This window comes from Yersinia sp. 2545 StPb PI, from assembly GCF_052217125.1.
GTDB classification, from domain to species: domain Bacteria; phylum Pseudomonadota; class Gammaproteobacteria; order Enterobacterales; family Enterobacteriaceae; genus Yersinia; species Yersinia enterocolitica_E.
On sequence record NZ_JAZGPY010000001.1, the window covers coordinates 1,047,570 to 1,065,980 of the forward strand.

Consider the following 18,411-nt stretch of genomic DNA (forward strand, 5'->3'; position numbering starts at 1 on the left):
ACTCCCCCCCTTGGGTAACACATCAATAAACCCATTGTAGAATTTACTGCGTAGCTTTCGCATTACCTGCTTGCGCGGCTGTTTTTACCCAACCATCAAAGGTGGCCTGATGGGCCTGAATCCAACCATTCACATGACGTTCAATATCGGCATCTGACGATTCACCCGCGTGCATCCGCATGTTCTGAGCATTCACATCATTAATCGATAATTTCATGATAGAGAACAGCTTAGCGGCGGCCGGGTTAGCTTCAGCCCATTTTTTGTTAGCCACGATATGCATCACACTCGGTGGGAAGCCGTAGTTCGCACCGTTAGACAGCTTGGTGTCGATAGTTTTATCTGGCAGGGAAGAGAATGGAACCTGCAACCATACTACGTCACGGCCCGGCACCAATACATCACTGACCCAATAAGGTGTCCAGGTGTAATACAGGATTGGTTTGCCTTCTTTGTAACGTGTAATCGTATCGGCAATCATCGCGGCATAGTTACCCTGATTATGGATAACGGTATCGCTCAGACCATAAGCTTTGATCTGATGATTTATCGGCGCTTCACAGCCCCAACCTGGGTTACAGCCGGTTAGATCGGCTTTACCATCGTTATTAGCATCAAACAATTTGGCGATTTTCGGATCTTTTAGCTGCTCAATATTGGTAATGTGGTATTTATCAGCGGTTTTTTTATCGATCAGATAACCCTGTGCCAATCCTTCAATATAGTTACCCTGACGATAAAATTTGGCATCGCCACCGGCAGCATTATATTGGTCGTTATGCAGTGGTTCCCAGTTTACCGCCAGATAGGTGGCATCACCTGCGCCGATAGTTGAATACGCGACGTTGTAATCTACTTCTTTGGTCGGTTGGACATCGTAACCGAGTTTTTCCAAGGCTTTATTGACCAGAGAGGTCTGGAAGGTCTCTTCCGAAATGGTACTTTGCAGCGGCTGGACAGTGATGCCTTTGCCCGGTAATTCTGCGGCGGATAACTGAGTGCTGATCAGTGTGGTGAGGGCCAAGGCCCAGATTCCTGTCGAACGCATAGTTGTTCCTTTTTAAGCTATTTTACTTGCCATTTTGAACGAGGACAGTGCTCATCATCCTTACGTACTATGTGTACATTGCGGTGATTGCGCGCTGTCCATGTCCAAACTGCCTGCGACAATTACGCTTAAATTTGAGCGTAATAATTTGAAATTACTTAGTATTTCTAAAAGGTTTGGTGATAAGACCAATCGGGCCGGCTGTATACCAGAGGCCAATGCCTTTGGTACGGCGATCGCGGCCTAATGATTGGGTCAGGCGGTCAAGGATGATCGCCAGAATCACAATACCGACACCGCCGACTGCGGCCAGCCCCATATCAAGGCGGCCAATACCGCGCAGTACCATTTGACCTAAGCCCCCTACAGCAATCATCGAGGCGATGACTACCATCGACAGTGCCAGCATCAGGGTTTGGTTCACACCCGCCATGATGGTTGGCATCGCCAGCGGTAACTGCACCTTGAACAGTAATTGGCGTGGATTGGCACCAAAGGATTCAGCGGCTTCGATAAGATCTTCTGGTACCTGTTTGATGCCCAAAATGGTCAGACGAACAATGGGTGGCAGAGCAAAGATGATGGTCACGACCACGCCGGGGACGTTACCGATACCGAACAGCATGACGATGGGCACCAGATAAACGAATGCCGGTGTAGTCTGCATGGCATCCAGTAACGGCCGAATTATACGTGCGGCATTATTACTGCGTGCCAGCCATATCCCCATCGGTAGCCCGATAAGAATACAGAAGAACAGCGAAGTCAGAACCAGCGCCAGTGTCACCATTGCTTGTGACCACGCACCGATAGCGCCAATAGCAACCAGTGATATCAGGGTTGCTACGCCCATTCCTAAGGTGGAGAACTGCCAGGCGATCAGCGCGAAAACCAGAATGGCGATCGGTGCTGGCATACCCAGTAGTAGGTGCTGAAAGCCACTGAGAATAAAATCAACCGGCACGCGAATGCCCTGGAACAGGGGGCGAAAATGCAGCACAACCCAGTCGATACCGTGGGTGACCCAGGAATCCAGTGGCACCCAGGTGTTATGAAACGGATCCATCAGACTGAAATGCTCGGGAGCAGCGGCCGGAGTACTATTCAACCAATCGGTACTTTGTGTCGCAGTGCTCTGAACGGCCTGAGAAGCAACCTCATGGCTGGTACTGCTGGCGGCATGGCTACCCTCAGCCATGCTCGCTCCCCACGGGTCAACAGCGGCTGACAGTGTCTGAGGGGCGGTATCTGTTGCCGCCGGTGCTGCTGAAGCTGCCGCATCCGTCGCCCAAGGATTACTGTCTACGGGGGTACTGCTTTGAATTGGATCACTCATTTGGCGTCTCCTTATCTAAAGCCTGCAACAGCATGGCTTTGGAAATAATACCGATATAACTGTTGTCTTCACCGACCACAGGGACCGCACACGGGGCCTGGGCAACCAGTGAAATCAACTCACTGAGGGGCATATCTGCGGGAACCGGCGCTGGATCGGCCAGTAAGGCACTATCCAGCGACTGGCTCTCCGCCAAGGCTTTTTTCAGTGAATCTATCGATACCACGCCAATAAACTTCTGCCCGCGTTCCAGCACATAGCCATAATCGCGGTCTTCATCTTGAAGCAGTTTTAACGCTGAACGAGGGCCGAAACCCGGAGTTTTACGAATTAATGATACCGGGCGACGGCGCGCGATATCCTTGGCACTAAAGACGTGGCTGATATCGACGCCACGGAAGAAGGTGCGCACATAGTCATTAGCCGGATTATTCAGTATTTCATCCGGGGTGCCGACCTGTACTACTTCGCCGCCCTGCATAATGGCGATACGATCACCAATGCGCATGGCTTCATCCAAATCATGAGAGATAAAGACAATGGTCCTTTGATGTTTGGCCTGTAATTTGACCAGCTCATCTTGCATTTCTGTACGTATTAAGGGGTCTAGCGCTGAAAAGGCCTCATCCATTAATAAGATGTCAGGGTTATTGGCCATCGCCCGGGCTAAACCGACGCGCTGACGCATCCCGCCGGAAAGTTCATCGGGGTAGGAGTGGGCGTAGCTTTCCAGACTCACCTGACGCAGTGCTTCCAGCGCTTTGTCGTGACGTTCCTGCAAAGGGACGCCAGCCAGCTCCATACCGAATGCGGTGTTATCGAGAACATTCAAATGGGGCATTAATGCAAAGGACTGAAAGACCATACTGATCTTATTACGGCGTACGGTGCGCAGGGCACTATCAGATATTTTGGCAATATCTTCGCCATCGATCAGTACTTCTCCACGGGTGGGTTCTATCAGACGATTGAGAAGGCGTACCAGGGTGGATTTACCAGAACCGGATAACCCCATGATGACGAATATCTCGCCTTCTTCAATGGCCAGATTGGCATCTTTAACGCCAACGGACAAACCAGTTTTGGCAAATATCTGCTCTTTATTCTTACCTGATTCAAGCAGCTTAAAAGCCCGTTCTGGATGCTCACCAAATATTTTATATAGATTCTTTACTTCGAGTTTAATTGCCATGCAGCTGGTGTATTCCTCTGTCAATTTTGAATTATGTTTATTCGATCAATGTTATCCTGATGAAAAAATAGAGCGCCATATACCCTAACACAATGAGAATCTGAGACAACCCTCAATGTTCTTATAATCTGAATTGTAATAGACCTTATCCCAGGATATATCTTTTTAATCTGTTAATTTATATACGTTAATATTGTGGTTTTTTGATGTTCACATCTTGCTTAATATTGATATGCTGAGTGGGCTATAATTAGCCAGTTAATAGCCTGAATATTGTCCATATATATTCATTCTATTGAATATACTGTTATTGATTATATTCCCTCGATTTTTCTTGTGGTCAGCCTTGGGCTTGAGCATCCGTCATCGTGCTGATATGACATTTTTATCGTCACAAGAGACATGCTGAATCCCCCTTATATACTGGCCTGCGCCTAAATTAGTAGTCAGGTAATAATTTCAGTTTTTAGTTGTGGTTCTGTTCATTGCGTAGGTAAATATAGCGGATGAGTGGTGGTGAGTTTACAAGGTGATTGAGGCATTAAATCATCACCAAATAGAGGGCAGCCTTGCTGCGGCTGCCAGTGGATGTGGATCGCCTCATTTTTATGCCATAAAAGTGAGGGTGGGGCACCGATAGGGAACGCTTAAAAATCCCAATCTTCGTCTTCGGTGTTGACTGCCTTACCAATCACATAAGAGGAGCCAGAACCGGAGAAGAAATCGTGATTCTCGTCTGCATTTGGTGATAATGCCGCCAGAATGGCCGGACTGACTGCTGCCTGACTGGTAGGGAATAAGGCTTCATAACCTAAATTCATTAATGCTTTATTAGCATTATAATGAAGGAACTTTTTGACATCTTCGGTCCAGCCAACCTTATCATACAGATCCTCGGTGTAACGCACCTCATTGTCATATAAGTCTTGCAGCAGATCGAAGGCAAAGTTCTTTATTTCCTGGCGGCGACTATTGTCGACTTTCTCCAACCCTTTCTGAAATTTGTAGCCGATATAATAACCATGCACTGCCTCGTCACGGATGATTAATCGAATAAGATCGGCAGTGTTGGTTAATTTTGCCCGGCTGGACCAATACATCGGTAAATAGAAACCGGAATAGAATAAAAATGATTCCAGAAATACACTGGCTATCTTTTTCTTCAGTGGGTCATCATTATGATAGTGCTGTAAGATAATATTGGCTTTATTTTGTAGTGGGTCATTCTCTTCACTCCAGCGATAGGCATCGTCCACATCAGATGTCATGCAAAGAGTAGAAAAAATAGAGCTATAAGAGCGAGCATGGACCGCCTCCATAAAGCTGATATTCGAGAATACCGCTTCCTCATGGGGGGTAATGGCATCTTTAATCAGTGCCGGCGCACCCAATGTATTCTGAATAGTATCCAGCAGTGTCAGGCCGGTAAAAACCCGAATCGTAAGCTGTTGTTCATTAGGTGTCAGCGTTGCCCAAGAGGGAATGTCATTTGATAGTGGGACTTTTTCCGGCAACCAGAAATTAGCTGTCAGGCGGTTCCATACTTCTAGGTCTTTATCGTCTTCAATCTTATTCCAGTTAATGGCACTGACGTGTGTTATCGGTTTTACTGCGTTCATATCATTTTCCTTATCAACCATTTTTATTCATTCAGTGCCGCGAATTACAGCGAGCAAGAAACACAACCTTCGACTTCAGTGCCTTCAAGCGCCATCTGACGCAGCCGGATGTAATAAATGGTCTTAATCCCTTTCTTCCAGGCATAAATTTGCGCTTTATTAATATCGCGGGTACTGGCGGTATCACGGAAGAACAGGGTCAGTGATAGCCCTTGATCGACATGCTGTGTTGCCTCAGCGTAGGTATCGATGATTTTCTCCGGCCCTATCTGATAAGCATCCTGATAATATTCAAGGTTATCGTTAGTCATATAAGGTGCGGGATAATAGACTCGGCCAATCTTGCCTTCTTTGCGAATCTCAATCGGTGAGACAATCGGGTGAATGCTCGATGTCGAGTGATTGATATAGGAAATAGAACCGGTAGGCGGCACCGCCTGCAAGTTCTGGTTATAAATACCGTGTTCCATCACTGATTGGCGTAACGCGGCCCAATCTTGCTGGTCGGGCAGTACAATAGCTGCCTGAGCAAATAGTGCCTGTACTTTGGCGGTTTTAGGCAGCCAGCTCTGCTCGATATATTTTGTGAAATAAGTACCCGAGGCATAATCTGACTCATCAAAGCCTTTAAAGTGGTGGCCTCGTTCTATTGCCAGTTGGTTCGAGGCGCGGATGGCGTGATATACCACGCTATAAAAGTAGATATTAGTAAAATCGAGCGCCTCTTCAGAGCCGTAGAAAATACGCTCGCGGGCCAGATAACCGTGCAGATTCATCTGCCCCAAGCCAATGGCATGGGATTCTTGATTACCTTTCTCGATAGAAGGTACTGAGCGGATATTGCTCATATCGGAGACGGCAGTCAGCCCACGAATAGCGGTTTCAATCGATTTGCCAAAGTCTGGTGAATCCATGGTATGCGCGATATTCATCGAACCAAGGTTACAAGAGATATCTTTACCGATATGGCGATAGCTAAGATCGTCATTGTATTCGGTTGGTGAATTAACCTGCAAAATTTCTGAGCACAGGTTACTCATATTGATTCGACCTTTAATCGGATTGGCGCGATTAACTGTGTCCTCAAACATCATGTAGGGATAGCCGGATTCAAACTGGATCTCGGCTAGAATCTGGAAGAACTCGCGTGCCTTGATTTTGCTTTTATGGATGCGCTTGTCATTGACCATCTCGCGGTATTTTTCGCTGATGCTGATTTCTGACATCGGTAAACCGTAAACCTGTTCTACATCGTAAGGAGAGAACAGGTACATTTCTTCGTTATTCTTCGCCAACTCAAAGGTAATATCCGGGATAACCACGCCTAAGGAGAGAGTTTTGATTCGAACTTTTTCATCGGCATTTTCGCGTTTGGTATCCAGAAAACGTAAAATATCGGGATGATGGGCATGGAGATATACTGCCCCCGCACCTTGCCGTGCGCCCAACTGGTTAGCATAAGAAAAGGCATCTTCCAGCATTTTCATGATAGGGATGACGCCGGAGGATTGGTTTTCAATCCGTTTGATTGGCGCACCGACTTCACGAATATTACTTAGCAGGAAAGCGACCCCGCCGCCACGCTTGGACAATTGCAGTGCTGAGTTAATGGAGCGGCCAATTGATTCCATATTATCTTCAATGCGTAACAAGAAGCAGGAGACAAGCTCACCACGCTGTTTTTTACCACAATTGAGGAATGTCGGGGTGGCCGGTTGGAATCGACCAGAGATTATCTCTTCTACCAGTTCTTGCGCCAGTGTCGGGTCACCTGCTGCCAGTGTCAGCGCCACCATGCAAACACGGTCTTCGTAGCGTTCCAGATAACGTTTGCCATCAAAGGTTTTCAGGGTATAGCTGGTGTAATATTTAAAGGCGCCAAGGAAAGTGGGAAAACGAAATTTTTTGCTATAGGCCTGCTGGAATAAGCTTTTGATAAAGCTGAAATCGTACTGAGCCAGCACCTCTTTCTCGTAATATCGTTCTTCGACCAGATAATCGAGTTTTTCTTGCAAATTGTGGAAGAACACGGTGTTTTGATTGACGTGTTGCAAGAAATATTGACGTGCCGCCAACCGGTCTTTATCAAACTGGATACGTCCATCAGCATCATAGAGGTTTAGCATCGCATTCAGTGAGTGATAGTCAAGCTCGCTACTGGATGGATCAGTGATATTCAGTTCTGTCGTTGCCAAAATTCAGTTACTCCCTTGCGCACGTTAGCCACATCTTCTGCTGTACCCAGTAGTTCAAAACGATACAGATAAGGAACCTGACATTTTTGGGAGATGATTTTCCCTGCCAGACAATAGGCGTCGCCAAAATTAGTGTTACCCGCCGCAATAACGCCGCGAATCAATGAACGGTTGTGTGGATCATTTAGAAAACGGATCACCTGAATCGGTACTGCTCCTATCGGGCTGCCACCGCCATAACTGGGCACTAACAAAATATAGGGCTGCTCGATCTGCGGTGTTTTCCGGGCACCGGCAATAGGGATACGTATTGCCGGGAGTGCTAACTTTTCGACAAAACGGTGAGTGTTCTCCGAAGAGCTGGAAAAATAGACCAGCGGATTCATCTTTTCCCCCCATCAGGCACTGACGGCCTGAACCAGTGCGTTAATTTTGTCAGGGCGGAAGCCGGACCAATGTTCATTGCCGGCAATAATCACTGGCACCTGCTGATAACCAAGAGATTTCACATGATTTAATGCTTGCAAATCTGCTGTTAAATCAATTTTTTGATAGGATATTCCTTGTTTGTCGAATGCTCGGTAAGTGGCATTGCACTGGACACAATCAGGTTTACTGTAAATAATAATACTCATGATTCGCATTTACCTTTTGTAATGAGGAAAGGCGGATTAGTCAGGTTGTTAAGGTGCCGCGACGACCTGCCTCTGATAATCAACTGCGGTTTCATTTCCGTAGGTGATAAAACAAATACTATATCTAGTGTTTATTTAATTCAACTACACTACATGTAGTTATTTATTGAGAATTCATGCATTGTTCAGCGACAGGGCCGCCAGCACGGGGCTGGCGGTAGATTTAGTAATAATAAGGAGGATAAAAATATTTCTATTGCGGAGTTGTTGCGGGCAAGATGATTTACTGGCGCAGGCTGACGGCTAAGCGGTTAAAGGCATTCATGATACTGATAGCAAAAGTTAAATCGGAAATTTCAGCATCGGTAAAATGTACTTTTAAGGCGTCGAAGATATTATCAGGTGTGCCACTGGTGGTGATGTAAGTCACCGCTTCTGCCCAGTCTAATGCTGCTCTTTCTGCTTCAGTAAATGCATTACTGAGTCGCCAGCCAGCTATCACATCCATTTTGGCATTATCAAAACCGTTCTCACGCAAGAATTTACCGTGCATATTCAAGCAGAATGCGCAGCCGTTGATTTGTGATACCCGCATAAAAATCATTTCTATCAATGCCTTAGGTAATGAACTCTTATCTAACGAGAGAGACGCATTAACCAGTGCTTTATAGGTTGTAGGTGAAAGTTCGGAAAAATAAAGACGTTGTTCAACCATGATATGTTCCTGTGAGGTACCGTAGAGTATGGCGCTACTCTAGCGCTGTGATGACCTATACTATAGAGCCATAAATTACTTATTTTAGTGGGTCATGATGAGGTCTTTTTCACATCTTCTGAGCCTGGATAGCCAACAAAACGAGCCGGTCTACCGTCAGCTTTATCAGCGTATTAAAGATGCCATCGTGCAAGGAGCATTGCTGCCTGACTCGCGGTTACCCTCGATTCGGGTGCTAGCCAGTGAAGTGGGGGTAGCACGAGGTACGGTGGAAAATGCCTATGGTCAATTAATTGCCGAGGGGTATTTGCAAAGTCGTGGGCAGAGTGGGACTTACGTTTCCGCTCAGTTACGTGATACCCCTTTGCTGCCATTAACTCAGAGTGCGCAGCCTGTTGTGGTGAATAAAGTCTCAACGGTTAGTCCGGTGGCGCGGCCCTTCGAGCTAGGATTACCGGCGCTGGACGCTTTCCCCCGAGCGCAATGGGGGCGAATCATGGCCAAACAGTTACATAATCTCACCGCATCATCCCTTGGACATCCCCCCGCTACCGGGCTTGCGTTATTGCGCGAAGCAATAGCACATTATTTACAGTTATCACGCGGGGTGAGTTGCCAGCCTGAACAAGTTTTTATTTGCTCAGGCTATCAGTCATTGCTGGATCTGGTGATCAGTACCTTACTGCAACCGGGCGATCGTGGCTGGTTGGAGGACCCCGGCTATCCTGTGACACGGCAACTGATTCGCGAAGCTGGGCTTATTCCGCATCCGGTCGCAGTTGATCAGGACGGAATGGATGTCGGTGCGGCAATTAACGACTGCCCCCAGGCACGTTTTGCCATCGTCACCCCAGCCCATCAAAGCCCGTTAGGGGTGGCGCTCAGTCTGGCACGACGTATTGCCCTGTTGGATTGGGCCGATCAGCAGCATGCATGGATTATTGAAGATGACTATGACAGTGAGTTCAGGTATCAAGGGCGGCCACTGCCACCGTTGAAAACGTTGGACCGGCAGGGGCGGGTGCTCTATGCCGGTACCTTCAGCAAAGTGATGTTTCCGGCACTGAGGCTGGCTTATCTGGTCGTTCCAGCAGAACGGGTGGCACTATTTAATCAGCGATGCCAGTTACGCATTTGTACCAGCCCACCACTGATACAGGCCAGTGTGGCGGAGTTTATCAATCAGGGGCATTTTTATCGCCATCTGAAACGTATGCGTCATTTATATGCCGAACGGCGTGAGATGCTATCGACAAGTCTGAGGCGTCAGTTGGCAGGCGTTGTTGAGGTTGAACAGCAAGCTGGAGGGATACAATTACTGGCGCGATTGGATAAGGGTTTTGCTGATTATGCCGTAGCAATACGGGCGCGGCAGCAAGGGTTAGCGGTTCAGGCGCTATCAGATTGGGCGTTGGCGGAAACGAGCCAGGTAACCGGTAGAAATGGATTGTTGATGGGATTTACTAATCTCACTTCTGTGGCAGAAACTGATCGGCTGGTGACCCTATTGGCCAAAGTTATTACTTCTATGTCTGCTTAATAACCACCATTTACCGAGTAAATGAATTGGCCCGCAGTGCATCTATTATCACTGGGGCCACCGATTAACCAAACTGCCAGATATCGTCATCCCTATAAGTAGACACAGCAATGAGGGGGATAAAATACCGGCGATTTATCAGCTATCAGATTATTTTTAACGGCGTGCTAACAGCACACCCAGAACGATACCGACCGCAGCACCAATACCGACACCTTGCCATGGTTTGTCGCGGATGTAGTCATCTGCGTTACCTGCAACATCTCGGGCATGCTGTTTTAGGCTGGTCGAACCGTTGAAACGCGCTCGCGCATCACGTAATACACCTTCGGCATTGTGGCGCACTTTGGTCAGTTCCTCTTTGGTTTTCTCACCTGATGAACGCAATACATCGTCAAGAGTATCTGCCAGAAGGGTCACGTCCTGATTGAGATCTCTTTCAATTTTTTCTGATTTCTTGAACATTTGACTCTCCGTTTTGCCTGATGAACATTAAGCATAGTCCATCACGTCGCTGTGACATGCGCTTCAGGACTAATCCGAAGGTGAGGGGAGAATTAACCACCATGCCTCCCGAACAGGGCTGCTTTTAAATAGCGTGATTCATAATGTATGGCGTAAATAATAATCACTATTACTTTGTACATTTGGTTACTTAGCGAAACCAATGACTCACGGAAAGGAAAAATTGATTCCTCTATGATTCTTTCAACGGCCCCACCGGGGGCTTAGCGAAACAAACTCTGAGGATTTTAAAATGAAAAAAGTATTAGCGCTGATCGTTGCTGCAACCATGGGTCTGTCTTCTGTTGCTTTCGCTGCTGAAACTACTGCGGCCGCTACAGCAGCACCAGCTGCAACCAGCACTACTGCTGCGCCTGCCGCAGAAAATGCAGCACCAGCTAAAGCAACTCACCATAAAAAACATAAAGCAACCAAACAAACCACAGAACAAAAAGCACAGTCTGCTAAAAAACATGTGAAAAAAGCACCTGCTCAAAAAGCACAGGCCGCTAAAAAACACGTGAAAAAAGCGCCAGCTCAGCCAGCTCAGAAAGCCCAAGCCGCTAAAAAACACCATAAAGCTGTTAAAAAATCAGCAACAGCGCCAGCAGCATAATTATGCCGGAATGCGGGCTACTAAGTACCGCACAGTCTAGCCAATTCCAGACACCCGGTTAACGCCGGGTGTCTTTTTTTATAGGCTAACCATCATGATCAATCGTTATCTGTTCGAGCTGATTTTCAGTGTGATGACCCTATGTGGTGTATCACTTGCCTGTGTGCTGTTTCTTACCGACACCTTTATTTAGTCTCGCACAGTTTGGATGGTTTGTGCGTCACCATTATCATATTGAAATATCAGTGCAAAATATGTTGTTGATGCAGGAACTCAACAATCTGTTGAACCGTTTGCTGATGTAACTTCTCTCTTTCCGTCACTGACGTCGCACAGATAAAGTCTTCGCCTTCCTCTGCCAAAACTGCGCGGGCTGTCGGTTTACAGGTTGGCAGAAAATCGAAATGTCCGCTGTGGGCTAAGGTTATTGTGGTTATACCTGGCGGATTAAGCCGCTTTATCCACTCACTCCCGCCCAGATTTAGTGCCATATTTGGTGAGATAAAATAGTGAGCATTAATCAGAAGCAGTGGGGCTGTTAAATGAAACAGGCTACTGTTTTGATAAAAAGGCACCATGCCGGGATCCAAAGCGACCGCAAAACGTAAACGTTTATCAGCATAATTCCCTTCAATTTTCCGCACTGGAAGTGCCTTTAATTTTACCTCCGCACGGGTATAAAACTGGCAGTTGGCTTGTTCGGGCTGCTGTTGGCAGCTGGCAATGAAACGTGGAAATGAAAGCGTTGCACCCAATGCCGCAATAGCACTATAACCCCCTTTCGAATGGCCAATTACCCCAATAGGCTGATTATCCAGTACCGACTTCCAGCGCGAATCAGACAGTAATGCGCTAATAATAAAAGAGATATCTTCAGTTTGTAACCATAGCTGTGCCGATTTGGCCGGTATAGAGTTACCAGTGGTACTGCCTGGGTGATTGGCTGCGACTACCACCATACCTTGCTGCACCAACTTATCTGCCAACCACGCCATACTGATATTGTTGCCACCACTGCCGTGGCTGAGGACAATCAATGGAAATTGGCCTGTGGCAAGGGGGGCATCAGGTAAAACCGAGATACCGTTGAAGACGGCACTATCACCCAGTAGGGACGTTGTTCCCTGTTTCGCCGTTGGATAATAAATTAAGCTATCAAGTTGGCGCTGGCGTTGAGTGTCATTGAATGAAATGTGAGTAACCGCTGTTTGCCAGCCATAACTGACCATCGGGAAAAACAGCAAAAAACAGAAGCACAGCACAGCATTTTTCATGATTTAATATCCTGACTGATTGAGTTATTTGTCACCTTAGAGGGAAGAGCATTTAGCCGCGACCTCGATCATGATCCAGTCCCTGAACCTGCTTGTTTTCGCTTATCTGGCTGTCTACACTACAAAACCGTTATTCACGATATCCACTTGTTAAGGCAAGGGTTATGCCACTGATTCCCGTCTCTTTTCTGTTATCAATTTTATGTATTGGTTTGTTTTATCATTTGATTAAATCCGGTAAGCAGAGAGGATTATTACTGCTGCTATTGCTGGTTTGTGCATTACAAAGCGGGTTGATTGGCTTGCGCTATGGCTATCATCTTGCCCTGTTTAATGGCTTACAACCTATCGTCGCTATGACTATCCCCCCGCTGACTTATTTAGCACTCCTCAGTACAACCGGGGAGAGGAGGGCGGGTATTCGCCAGCTTGGGATACATGCTTTAGGCCCTATCGGTACGGCAATTTGTGTCTGGATCGCGCCGCAGTGGCTCGATGCAATGGTCATTATCAGTTATTTGTCTTATGGCCTTGCGGTGCTGGTTTACTTGCGCCCTGGTGAGGATCGTTTGCAACAGATCTCTGTGGAAAAAATTTGGCTTAGCTACCGGTTATGGCTTCTGATGGCTATCTTGCTGATTGGGTCGGGGGTGGGCGATATCATTATCAGTGCTGACTATGCATTTTTTGCCGGAAATCAGGCTGGGTTAATAGCCAGCTTGAGCAACCTTTTGATTACGTTGGCAATGTGCTACACCTTAGCGACCAGCGCACATCGTGAAGAGCCGATTGCTGCGGTGTCGGCTGAGTTGGCGGTAATGGATGATAAGCCATTAGCTGAATCGCTGGAGGCGCTTTTCTCTGTCATCTTATTGACCTTAAAGAAAAATAATCTGTATCTGGAGAGTCAACTCAACTTATCAACGTTGGCGCGCAAAGTTGGTGTTGCCCCGCGCAAAGTGTCGCAGGCCATTAATCAGCAAACGGGGCAAAATGTTTCGCAATACGTTAATCAGTTGCGGGTCGATCATGCCGCGATGCTATTGATGCGTACGGAGCTGCCAGTGATCGATATTATGCTAGAGGCGGGGTTCCAGACTAAATCAAATTTTAATCGCGAGTTTATGCGAGTTAAGGGCATTACCCCATCGCAATGGCGTGAAAACAAGCCCTCACTGGGGGCGGAATAAGATTTTATTATCCGTAACTCAGTCAGCCTCTTTTTGTGGTGGTTTTGGCGTGCGACGCTACCACGCCAGCAACGGATTATTAACGCGCCAGTCGAGTAGAAACAACGCTGATGAGATGAACATGGCGTGTAGACTATTCCGAAATAGTCGTTTTGAGCCAATAAATACGTGGTTTCCCTTATTTATTACGGTAAGGTCGCTCAATAGTAGTCAAAAAGAGGGGAAATAAATGTATTTACGGCCAGATGAAGTGGCTAAGGTCCTGGAGAATGCCGGTTTTGATCGGGATTATACGGTTGATCAGGCTTACGGTTATCGTAAAGCGGAGCATTACGTTTATGTTAACCGTGAAGCCCGAATGGGCAGGACAGCATTGGTTATTCACCCAGCGCATAAAGATAAAAGCTTGTTGTTTGCCACACCCACGGCAACTATTCGTATCAGTGATAAGTATGTGGAGTTTCCGCTCTATCTGGCCGGTGAAGCTGATGACCGCTACGGTATTGCCCACGGTTTTAGCTCAAGAGAAATGTTATTGCGCTATCTAAACAGTATGTACCCGTAAAACTAGCTCGCCTTGGCGCAATAAATGTCACCGCGCCGTAGCGCCAGAATCAATGCAATACGGCGTCAGCTTCCTGATTAAACTGCATATTATATTGTCGGCGGAATTGCGCCAATTCAAAGGCATCTAAATCCAGTTCTGCGAAATAGAACAAAGCCGCTTCGGTATGTTCGGCCGTTAGCATTGGGGATATATGTGAGCGAATCAGCGTATTGCGCCATTGCATCACATTTTCATCGGAAGAGTCTTTGATAAAGGTTTGGTAAATAAAGACCAGATAAGCTGCCTTTCTCACATCCTCGGCATAGCCATTGCTGGTGGAGCGGATAAACATTTGTGTCTGACGTTGCCCCATCTCTTGCAACATAGATTCAATGTAAATCGGTTTTATCTTCAGTAAATTGGCCAGTGTATCCACCGCTTTGCGGGTATCTGATGTCAACACACGGTAGCCGACAATAAAAACTACGATCAAAACAGCAATAATTATCCACGTCATTGAATGTTTCTTTGCGCCATAAAAGGTGTAATTGACAACGTAAAATTATCTGGCTGTTAAATCGCCTGAGTAGATAAAGTCAACGAAGTGTTTAAGGGTTATCGCCACTGAAATTATCGCTATTTTGTTGCTGATTATTCAGATGATGATTGAAAGCGGCAGCATCTTTCGCCAGAGCATCAAGATGTGCACCTAACACTTTAATCTGCCTAACTAATGAATGTTGTTCTGGCAAGGTGTTGGCAGTATTAAGCTTTCTAAGCAACATATCATTTTTAGCACGCAATGCTGTTTCCCGTGCTTTTGACTGCTCCAGTTCATGTTGCAATGCATTGTAGCTTGCCTGCCATGTCTGATGCTGCTTCTCAAAAGTTGACTGCAACTCACTCATTGCATTAAGAAACTGTACTTCAAGCTCACGCATTGTCATTGCTTTTCCTTTATGACGGCTTCCGATTTTCATTGGCATTATAACGAAGTCTGAGCATAACCTCACCCGCTAGAATCTGTCTTTCTATCCCGGCACAGGATGCCACCGGACGATGTATGACAGTTGGTTTTATACCCGTCATACTTCAAACTGCATGTGCGTTGGCTGCCATCACTCACCCAGGTCATTGAGTTATTTCAACTCCGTGGGTTCATTTCGTTGCTGCCTTCCTGCAACTTGAATTATTTAGGGTATATCATAATTTATGCACGATTTGTTTTTATCATTCATTTAATACTCAAAATAAATAAGCCTTGCTATTAATATCTCAGCATGCGTTAATAGCTTCATCGGTTTGTAGCACAGACCTATTTATGTAAGCCATTTAAGTAAAGCAGTTCCTAGTTAAAGCGATATTTTTTAGACATCACTTCTCCGACGAATTTCCTTCTTTAGTGCCCCCATAAGTAACTCTTGATCAGCAGACCACAATTGCCACGTTTTGGCACAAATAATGAAGGAAATATCTCTATGTCTAATAAAATGACTGGTTTAGTAAAATGGTTTGACGCTGGTAAAGGTTTTGGTTTTATTTCTCCTGCTGACGGTAGCAAAGATGTATTCGTACATTTCTCTGCAATCCAGGGCACTGATTACAAAACTCTTGATGAAGGCCAGAACGTAGAGTTCAGCATCGAGCAAGGCCAGAAAGGCCCTTCAGCTGTAAACGTAGTAGCACTGTAATTTACACTGCTATCTATCACGTTTAGCTGTAATTAAATCTGGCTCAGGTCAGATTTTTTTTGGTAAACGTATTGTTGGTAAAAAATATTGTTGGAAAGTTGCGATAGCGATGATGGCCTAAGCCGGAGCAGACAATAATATCCTCAATAATATTATTCTTATCTCTTAAATAAGATTAACCAACAACCTAAAAACCTCGCCACGGCGGGGTTTTTAGTTTTCTAAAATCGTCGATATTGATTCATTACTCTGGAATATTCCCCTTAGTTATATTTAAACTGCCGCCGATACACCGCAGGTGTGATCCCTACTTTTTGGCGAAATGCATTTCTAAAACCTTCAATGGTCTGAAATCCGCAATATTCGGCAATCCTCGCAATACTCATCTGATCCCTTTCTAGTAATTCTTTCGCTTTGTGCATTCTCTCGTGCTGTAACCATATTTTGGGTGATTGGCCCGTGGCGGCAGAAAAATGCCGTAAAAATGTCCTGTCACTGAGCGCCAATTCGGCGGCCATTTGGCTGACACTCCAATTTTGGGCCAGTTGCCCGCGCACTTGCTGCATCATTTTTGCCATATCCCGATGCGTTTCTTTGGCAAGCGGCAGCGGAATAAATTGCTGTTGCCCGCCTCGTCGCTGGGGAGCCATGACTAACCGCTGTGCTACCTGATTGGCGATTTTAGCCCCAAAATCACGGGTAATCAGATGTAAGCAGGCATCAATACCGGCACTGCTACCCGCAGAGGTGATAATTTGCCCCTCATCTACATACAACACATTGGCATCGACATGAATGTCAGGATAGTGTTGTGCCAGATAATCGGTATAGCGCCAGTGAGTTGTGGCGCTTTTCCCCTGTAATAACCCCGCAGCCGCCAGTACAAAAACGCCAGAACAGATGGATATAATGCGTGCACCACGTGCAACTGCTTGCTGCAAAGCCTCGGTAAGTGCTGTTGGAGGGAGAGCGTCAGGGCTGCGCCAACCGGGTATCACAATGGTTTTAGCCTGTTCCAGTAGGGACAAATCGGTATCAACTTGAATATGTAGGCTGCCATTGGCCGTAGTGATGTGTTGTTCTACACCGACCACTTGGTGCCGGTACCAGGGAAAATCAAATTCAGGGCGAGCTAAACCAAATATTTCCTGCGCAATACCAAACTCAAATAGGCACAATCCGTCGTAAGCCAGCGTCACCACTAATCCCGGCTCCTCCGTTGGTCTGTTGGCAGATATTGATGCAGTTGAAATATTCATTGGCGTATCTCAGTGGTTTATTGTCATTTCTGCCACTGTAATCGGCTAATGCCATTTCATAAAGTGATGCTTCATAATATTGAATGGAGAAATCATATGAGCAGTTTAGTCAGTCAGATCCCAGCGGCTTGTGCAGAACGCGCATTACAGTACTTTTCCCAGCGTTTAGCATTTGAAACTGATTGCTCAGATGTCTATACCAGCCAGCAGCAAGGTAATGTAGATTTTGTGTTGGTAGATGTGCGTAGTGAGGCGGCGTTTGCCACGCTACACCTACCGGGAGCTATCAATATTCCTCATCGATTAATGGATACCACTTTGCTTTCACTCTATCCGCCAGAGACATTATTTGTGATTTACTGTGCTGGTCCCCACTGCAACGGTGTTCACCGCGCCGCCGTTAATTTGAGCAAACTTGGCTATGCGGTTAAAGAGATGATAGGAGGTGTCACCGGCTGGCGTGATGAGGGGTTACCGCTGCACACGAAAATCACGGACATAGATAAACCCAGGGATCCAGTGAGCTGTGGCTGCAATATTTGAATATAAAAGTGCTTTTTCTCCTGCGATGGACAACCACTGCTATTATTCTTGGCGTTCATTATAGGTTAGCTGATAGAGTAATCGTGTTTACTCATTGCAGGAATTCTGTATGCGTTCTATTTATCTGTGGATAGTCGTAGTGGCTATTAGCATTACGGCGCTCATATCTCAGCTCAGCTTCTTTTTTATTGAACCTCAAATGGGGAACAGTGAAGGGAAAGTTTTAGTGCTTAAACGCATTCCTAAGATGGATTTTATCGATAGCCCTCGGGGATACTGTCAGCGCCAATATCCTACAGAAGACTATTCACGCTGCGAGCCAAAAATCCTCCCTTCGCTTTTGGAGAGTACTCAAGTTTTGTATGAGTTGCCGTTTAGCGCTTATTTTTACGAGATGACCTACCAGCCTAATGGTTAAGTATTCACTGTAAATTTGTGTGTTCGCTAGAATAGCTACTACATATTGTGAATTTTAATATACGTGTAAGTAGTATAGTTTCATTACTT

Annotated in this window: 20 protein-coding genes; 7 read left to right on the plus strand and 13 right to left on the minus strand. The window is 46.2% G+C overall.

The window, feature by feature from the left end:
* Window positions 1–43: 43 nt before the first annotated feature.
* From proX to V1955_RS04640, 8 genes are all read right to left on the minus strand, one after another.
* A complete protein-coding gene (gene proX, locus V1955_RS04605; protein ID WP_083163011.1) occupies window positions 44–1,048 on the minus strand; it encodes a glycine betaine/L-proline ABC transporter substrate-binding protein ProX in 1,005 nt (334 codons plus the stop codon).
* Window positions 1,049–1,202: 154 nt separating this feature from the next.
* Window positions 1,203–2,384 (minus strand): glycine betaine/L-proline ABC transporter permease ProW, encoded by a 1,182-nt coding sequence (gene proW / locus V1955_RS04610; protein WP_083163013.1) that lies wholly within the window; start codon window positions 2,382–2,384, stop codon window positions 1,203–1,205.
* The gene (gene proV, locus V1955_RS04615; RefSeq protein WP_083163015.1) at window positions 2,377–3,576 is read right to left on the minus strand and encodes a glycine betaine/L-proline ABC transporter ATP-binding protein ProV; all 1,200 of its coding nucleotides are present in this window, start codon (window positions 3,574–3,576) and stop codon (window positions 2,377–2,379) included. Before proV ends, proW begins: the two co-directional genes overlap by 8 nt.
* Before the next feature lie 647 nt (window positions 3,577–4,223).
* On the minus strand, window positions 4,224–5,195 hold the full coding sequence (gene nrdF, locus V1955_RS04620; protein WP_083164116.1) for a class 1b ribonucleoside-diphosphate reductase subunit beta: 972 nt from the start codon (window positions 5,193–5,195) through the stop codon (window positions 4,224–4,226).
* Between the two features lie 44 nt (window positions 5,196–5,239).
* Window positions 5,240–7,390 (minus strand): class 1b ribonucleoside-diphosphate reductase subunit alpha, encoded by a 2,151-nt coding sequence (nrdE, locus tag V1955_RS04625; RefSeq protein ID WP_442820584.1) that lies wholly within the window; start codon window positions 7,388–7,390, stop codon window positions 5,240–5,242.
* Window positions 7,372–7,776 carry a class Ib ribonucleoside-diphosphate reductase assembly flavoprotein NrdI gene (gene nrdI, locus V1955_RS04630; protein ID WP_420073607.1) on the minus strand — a complete coding sequence of 135 codons (405 nt, stop codon included), beginning with the start codon at window positions 7,774–7,776 and terminating at the stop codon, window positions 7,372–7,374. The genes nrdE and nrdI overlap by 19 nt, the downstream gene beginning before the upstream one ends.
* Before the next feature lie 12 nt (window positions 7,777–7,788).
* The gene (gene nrdH / locus V1955_RS04635; protein ID WP_420073608.1) at window positions 7,789–8,025 is read right to left on the minus strand and encodes a glutaredoxin-like protein NrdH; all 237 of its coding nucleotides are present in this window, start codon (window positions 8,023–8,025) and stop codon (window positions 7,789–7,791) included.
* Window positions 8,026–8,308: 283 nt separating this feature from the next.
* Window positions 8,309–8,740 (minus strand): carboxymuconolactone decarboxylase family protein, encoded by a 432-nt coding sequence (locus V1955_RS04640; protein ID WP_083163023.1) that lies wholly within the window; start codon window positions 8,738–8,740, stop codon window positions 8,309–8,311.
* A gap of 94 nt (window positions 8,741–8,834) precedes the next feature.
* On the opposite strand from V1955_RS04640, the gene pdxR reads away from it, so the two are divergent.
* Window positions 8,835–10,280, plus strand: coding sequence for a MocR-like pyridoxine biosynthesis transcription factor PdxR (pdxR, locus tag V1955_RS04645; RefSeq protein WP_420073610.1), 1,446 nt, complete (start codon window positions 8,835–8,837; stop codon window positions 10,278–10,280).
* A 156-nt stretch (window positions 10,281–10,436) separates the two neighbouring features.
* Here pdxR and V1955_RS04650 read toward each other — a convergent pair whose 3' ends face one another.
* Window positions 10,437–10,745 carry a DUF883 family protein gene (locus tag V1955_RS04650; protein ID WP_083163027.1) on the minus strand — a complete coding sequence of 103 codons (309 nt, stop codon included), beginning with the start codon at window positions 10,743–10,745 and terminating at the stop codon, window positions 10,437–10,439.
* Window positions 10,746–11,037: 292 nt separating this feature from the next.
* Here V1955_RS04650 and asr point away from each other — a divergent pair, with 292 nt between their 5' ends.
* On the plus strand, window positions 11,038–11,400 hold the full coding sequence (asr, locus tag V1955_RS04655) for an acid resistance repetitive basic protein Asr (RefSeq protein WP_083163029.1): 363 nt from the start codon (window positions 11,038–11,040) through the stop codon (window positions 11,398–11,400).
* Between the two features lie 242 nt (window positions 11,401–11,642).
* Here the strand turns inward: asr and V1955_RS04660 are convergent, their stop codons facing one another.
* The gene (locus V1955_RS04660; protein ID WP_442820585.1) at window positions 11,643–12,674 is read right to left on the minus strand and encodes an alpha/beta hydrolase family protein; all 1,032 of its coding nucleotides are present in this window, start codon (window positions 12,672–12,674) and stop codon (window positions 11,643–11,645) included.
* 164 nt (window positions 12,675–12,838) lie between these two features.
* On the opposite strand from V1955_RS04660, the gene V1955_RS04665 reads away from it, so the two are divergent.
* Entirely contained in the window at window positions 12,839–13,864 is a 1,026-nt protein-coding gene (locus V1955_RS04665) for a helix-turn-helix domain-containing protein (RefSeq protein ID WP_372569514.1), read from the plus strand.
* Window positions 13,865–14,093: 229 nt separating this feature from the next.
* Complete coding sequence (locus V1955_RS04670; protein ID WP_083163033.1) at window positions 14,094–14,429, plus strand: DUF2002 family protein; 336 nt, start codon at window positions 14,094–14,096, stop codon at window positions 14,427–14,429.
* A gap of 49 nt (window positions 14,430–14,478) precedes the next feature.
* On the opposite strand, the gene V1955_RS04675 is transcribed toward V1955_RS04670, so the two are convergent.
* The gene (locus V1955_RS04675) at window positions 14,479–14,928 is read right to left on the minus strand and encodes a DUF1198 domain-containing protein (RefSeq protein ID WP_083163035.1); all 450 of its coding nucleotides are present in this window, start codon (window positions 14,926–14,928) and stop codon (window positions 14,479–14,481) included.
* 91 nt (window positions 14,929–15,019) lie between these two features.
* The gene (locus V1955_RS04680) at window positions 15,020–15,358 is read right to left on the minus strand and encodes an MbeD/MobD family mobilization/exclusion protein (RefSeq protein ID WP_083163037.1); all 339 of its coding nucleotides are present in this window, start codon (window positions 15,356–15,358) and stop codon (window positions 15,020–15,022) included.
* Window positions 15,359–15,889: 531 nt separating this feature from the next.
* Between V1955_RS04680 and cspE the strand changes: the two genes are divergently transcribed.
* On the plus strand, window positions 15,890–16,102 hold the full coding sequence (cspE, locus tag V1955_RS04685) for a transcription antiterminator/RNA stability regulator CspE (protein WP_005275958.1): 213 nt from the start codon (window positions 15,890–15,892) through the stop codon (window positions 16,100–16,102).
* A 263-nt stretch (window positions 16,103–16,365) separates the two neighbouring features.
* Here the strand turns inward: cspE and ftrA are convergent, their stop codons facing one another.
* Window positions 16,366–17,361 (minus strand): transcriptional regulator FtrA, encoded by a 996-nt coding sequence (ftrA, locus tag V1955_RS04690; RefSeq protein ID WP_372569513.1) that lies wholly within the window; start codon window positions 17,359–17,361, stop codon window positions 16,366–16,368.
* 96 nt (window positions 17,362–17,457) lie between these two features.
* Here ftrA and V1955_RS04695 point away from each other — a divergent pair, with 96 nt between their 5' ends.
* Together V1955_RS04695 and V1955_RS04700 are read left to right on the plus strand one after the other, a co-directional pair.
* Window positions 17,458–17,904 (plus strand): rhodanese-like domain-containing protein, encoded by a 447-nt coding sequence (locus V1955_RS04695; protein WP_083163041.1) that lies wholly within the window; start codon window positions 17,458–17,460, stop codon window positions 17,902–17,904.
* A gap of 109 nt (window positions 17,905–18,013) precedes the next feature.
* A complete protein-coding gene (locus tag V1955_RS04700) occupies window positions 18,014–18,322 on the plus strand; it encodes a DNA-directed RNA polymerase subunit beta (RefSeq protein ID WP_083163043.1) in 309 nt (102 codons plus the stop codon).
* Window positions 18,323–18,411 lie beyond the last annotated feature (89 nt).